Annotated in this window: 4 protein-coding genes and 1 pseudogene; 2 read left to right on the top strand and 3 right to left on the bottom strand. The window is 64.6% G+C overall.

Annotation, left to right across the window (positions count from 1 at the left end; translation table 11 throughout):
• On the top strand, window positions 1-823 hold an 823-nt coding region (locus EOD15_RS30600; protein ID WP_127409135.1), incomplete at its 5' end, for an ATP-binding cassette domain-containing protein.
• A gap of 31 nt (window positions 824-854) precedes the next feature.
• Here EOD15_RS30600 and EOD15_RS30595 read toward each other — a convergent pair.
• Window positions 855-2,342, bottom strand: coding sequence for a carboxypeptidase M32 (locus tag EOD15_RS30595; RefSeq protein WP_127319152.1), 1,488 nt, complete (start codon window positions 2,340-2,342; stop codon window positions 855-857).
• A gap of 141 nt (window positions 2,343-2,483) precedes the next feature.
• Between EOD15_RS30595 and EOD15_RS30590 the strand changes: the two genes are divergently transcribed.
• The gene (locus EOD15_RS30590) at window positions 2,484-2,837 is read left to right on the top strand and encodes a DUF1304 domain-containing protein (RefSeq protein WP_127319154.1); all 354 of its coding nucleotides are present in this window, start codon (window positions 2,484-2,486) and stop codon (window positions 2,835-2,837) included.
• Between the two features lie 75 nt (window positions 2,838-2,912).
• Here EOD15_RS30590 and EOD15_RS30585 read toward each other — a convergent pair whose 3' ends face one another.
• Together EOD15_RS30585 and EOD15_RS30580 are read right to left on the bottom strand one after the other, a co-directional pair.
• A complete protein-coding gene (locus tag EOD15_RS30585; protein WP_127269091.1) occupies window positions 2,913-3,341 on the bottom strand; it encodes a hypothetical protein in 429 nt (142 codons plus the stop codon).
• A gap of 237 nt (window positions 3,342-3,578) precedes the next feature.
• Window positions 3,579-3,710, bottom strand: a pseudogene (locus tag EOD15_RS30580) (peptidoglycan-binding protein); the annotation flags it as partial.

Genomic DNA, 3,710 nt, shown 5'->3' with positions numbered 1-3,710 from the left:
GCCCGAGAAGCCGGCGATCCAGGCTCCCGCCGATCCGAAGCCGCTGCCGGCCGTCGCCAAGGGCGCGATCGCCTTCGACAATGTCTCCTTCTCCTACCCGGCAAGGCCGGACCGTGCCGCCGTGCATGGCTTGAGCTTTCAGGTCATGCCGGGCGAGACGGTGGCGATCGTCGGGCCGTCAGGAGCCGGCAAGAGCACGGTGTTTTCACTGATCCTGCGCTTCTACGATCCCGAAACGGGCAAGATCCTGATCGATGGCGTCGACGTGCGCGAGGCCGATCCCGTTTCGGTCCGCCAGCGCATCGCGATCGTGCCGCAGGACGTCACCATCTTCGCGGCAAGCGCGCGTGACAATATCGGTTTCGGCCGGCCGGGAGCCAGCAAGGCCGAGATCGAGACGGCGGCGAAGGATGCGCTTGCCGACGAATTCATCCTCAAGCTCGAGAACGGGTATGACAGCCAGGTCGGCGAGCGCGGCGTGACGCTGTCAGGTGGCCAGCGCCAGCGGGTTGCGATCGCCCGCGCCATCCTGCGCGACGCCCCGATCCTGCTGCTCGACGAGGCCACCTCGGCACTCGACGCCGAAAGCGAGACGCTGGTGCAGACGGCGCTGGAACGTCTGATGCAGGGCCGCACCACGATCGTCATCGCCCACCGCCTGGCAACGGTGCTGAAGGCCGACAGGATCCTGGTCATGGATGGCGGCTCGATCGTCGAGGAAGGCACGCATCAAAGCCTTGTCGCCAAGGGCGGCATCTATGCGCGGCTGGCCAAGCTGCAGTTCGAAACCGGCGCCAGTGCTTTCAGGGGCGCGGCTGAGTAGGCAGAAACATCTGCCGCTGTGCCGGCAGCCGCTATACGGCTCCGTATCGCTGCTTCAGATGGTTCACGAAATAGGTAGCGTTGAGCTTTTCGCCGGTGGCGCGTTCGAGCAGGTCCGGCGTCGACCAGCGTGATCCCTGCGACCAAATCTTTTGGCGGCGCCAGTCGTTGATCGCTTCGAAATTGCCCTTGGCGAGATCCTCGTCGGCGGCAGGATGCTCCCGCGTCAGCGCCGCCCATTGCTGTGCCGCCATCATCGCGCCCAGCGTGTAGGATGGGAAATAGCCGAAGGCCGCACCCGGCCAGTGCACGTCCTGCATCGGTCCGTCTGCGGGGTTGTCGATGGTGGAGAGGCCGAGATAGTCACGCATCTTGGCGTCCCAGGCTTCGGGCAGATCAGCCACCTCCAGCCGGCCCGCGACGAGTTCCTGCTCCAGTTCGTAGCGCAGGATGACATGCAGGGGATAGCTCACCTCGTCGGCATCGACACGGATCAGGCCGCGCTCGATGCGATGCACATGCGGCAGGATATCGTCGAGCGACCAGGCTTCGCCGAGATGCTTTTCGACCACCGGCAGCGCCCAGTTCCAGAAGGCCGGGTTGCGGCCGAGCTGTTTTTCGACGAACAGGCTCTGGCTTTCATGCACGGCCATGCCGCGCGCCTTGCCGAGCGGCCAGTGCGACCATGACTTCGGCAGGTTCTGTTCGTAGAGCGCATGGCCGGTCTCGTGCAGCACGCCCATGAGCGCCGACAGGAAGTCTGTAGTCTTGTAGCGGGTGGTGATGCGCACGTCGCTCGGCACGCCGCCGCAGAAAGGATGGTGCGACACCGACAGCGATCCGTGCGTCAGGTCGAAGCCGACCGCCGCCATCATGGCAAGGCCGAGCTCGCGCTGCCGGTCGATCGCATAGGTGCCTGAGAGCGGCTTCAGCGGGCGCTTGCGCAGCCGTGCGTCCTGGATAGCCAGCGCCTCAGGCACGAAGCCTTTCAGAAAAGCCTTCAGGTCGGTGAACACAGGCGTGATGTCGGCGGTGCGGTTCCCGGGATCGTATTGCTCCATCAGCGCGTCATAGGGGGCGAGGCCGAGCACATCGGCACGCAGCGCCGCCTCCTCGCGCACCAGCGCCACGACGCCCTCCAGCGCCGGCTGGAAGCCCGCCCAGTCGTTCTTGGCGCGCAGGCCGCGCCACAGTTGCTCGCAACGCATGCGCGCGGTCGTCTGGCGTTCGACGAATTCGACCGGCAGGCAGGTCAGGTTGGTGTATTGCCGCCGCAGTTCCGAGACCGCAGTGCGCTGCTCTTCAACCAACGCTTCCTGCTCGGCCGCGGCGATCCAGTCCGCTATCTCCGGCGCCGTTGCCCTGGTGTGATACATGCCGGCCAGTGCCGACATCGCCTCGGCACGTTTCTCGCCACCGCCGACAGCCATGTGGGTGGCCTCGTCGGCGCCGAGGATGGCCAGCGCATGCTCAAGCGCTTCGAGCTTGTGGCCGAGGTCATCGAGTTTCTGAAAGGACATGGCGGCTTCCGTGATTGGGGACGGCGCGAAAAGACACCAACACAAATGCGTTGGCAACCCTCGGATGCCGTCGGGCAAATGCATCTTGCGCAGGCGATGCCGCGCATGGAATGCTGCCGGCGACAACGCAAGGGGGACGAAATGATCGGCAACATCCTGGTTGGGCTGGTGGCCTTGATCCATGCCTACATCGTCTATCTGGAGATGGTGCTGTGGGACACGCCGCGCGGACACAAGGCTTTCAACCTGACCCCGGAATTCGCCAGCGCCTCCAAGGTGCTCGCCGCCAATCAGGGGCTCTACAACGGTTTCCTCGCCGCCGGCTTCATCTGGGGGCTTTACCTCGGGGCGGCCGGTTTCCAGGTCAAGGTGTTTTTCCTGCTGTGCGTGGCTGTTGCCGGCCTCTATGGCGCGGCAACGGTTGGCCGCAAAATCCTGTTTATCCAGACCGTGCCGGCGATTGCCGCGCTGATCGCGGTCTGGCTGGGCTGGTAAAAAGGACGCCCGCGGGATGGCTCCCGAAAGCGTCAGGTGATCCCTTCCTCTTGGACCGTTTCGGGCGCTATGGCCTCAGCCGTTCGGGTAGTTGCCGCCGTCGTCGCCGTCGCCCATCAGGAAACCGCTGCCGGTATCGACCCTCAGGCGCTGGTCGACATTGTCGAGCCGGCGCAGCAGGTCATGATATTGCGCGGCCGGTATCCTGCCGTGATCGGACGCGGCGACTTTCTCTGCCGCCTGACCGATGTGGGCCGTGCGCATTTCCAGGCGTTCCGCCACGGCCGGGGTGATGTTGTTGGCCTGTCTTGCGTCCACGATGCCCTGCCGGACGCCCTGCACCTGTGCGATAAGCGCCTCGACACGCGGGCCAGTCATGTCGGTCGGATCGGCCGCGTCGAGAGCGCCCTTGTGATGGCCCGCGGCATAGGCGCCGGCAAGCGGAACGGCGATGAGGAGCGCCGTGAGTGTAGCAGTTCTAAGCGAGGTCTTGAAAGAGCGCATCACGCGTCTCCTCTTGTAGAGGAAGGCGGCGGTTGTCCGCCTGCCTTCCGGCCTTGGGCCGTCCGGTTCCGTCGCGTCGCGAAGAGGGGGTTCATCGCCGGCGGTTCTCGGCCCGGGCGGCAAGCTAGGATCGCCCTGCGACAATGTGTAATTAAAAAAAGATAATCTTTTCAGGCCTTGTCGGCCTCTATCTGCGCCCTAGAGTTGAGCCGGCGAACAAGTTCGCGTGATTTTAGATCAACGTTCGGTGAGCTTCAGTTCAATACGGCGGTTCTTATTGCGCGCCTCTTCAGTGTCGGCGGGGTCGAGCGGCTGGAACTCACCGAAACCGGCGGCTACGAGCCGGTTGGCAGGCACGCCGTTTTCGAT

It is taken from the genome of Mesorhizobium sp. M7A.T.Ca.US.000.02.2.1 (genome assembly GCF_003996995.1).
In the GTDB taxonomy this organism is placed as follows: domain Bacteria; phylum Pseudomonadota; class Alphaproteobacteria; order Rhizobiales; family Rhizobiaceae; genus Mesorhizobium.
Note: the sequence above shows the minus strand (reverse complement) of the source record. Positions and strands in the feature narration are given on the sequence as shown.

Bases quoted from the DNA above. Each gene is read 5' to 3' on its own strand.
- EOD15_RS30590 (WP_127319154.1), top strand. From the start codon at position 2,484: ATGATCGGCAACATCCTGGTTGGGCTGGTGGCCTTGATCCATGCCTAC.
- EOD15_RS30585 (WP_127269091.1), bottom strand. From the start codon at position 3,341: ATGCGCTCTTTCAAGACCTCGCTTAGAACTGCTACACTCACGGCGCTC.
- EOD15_RS30595 (WP_127319152.1), bottom strand. From the start codon at position 2,342: ATGTCCTTTCAGAAACTCGATGACCTCGGCCACAAGCTCGAAGCGCTT.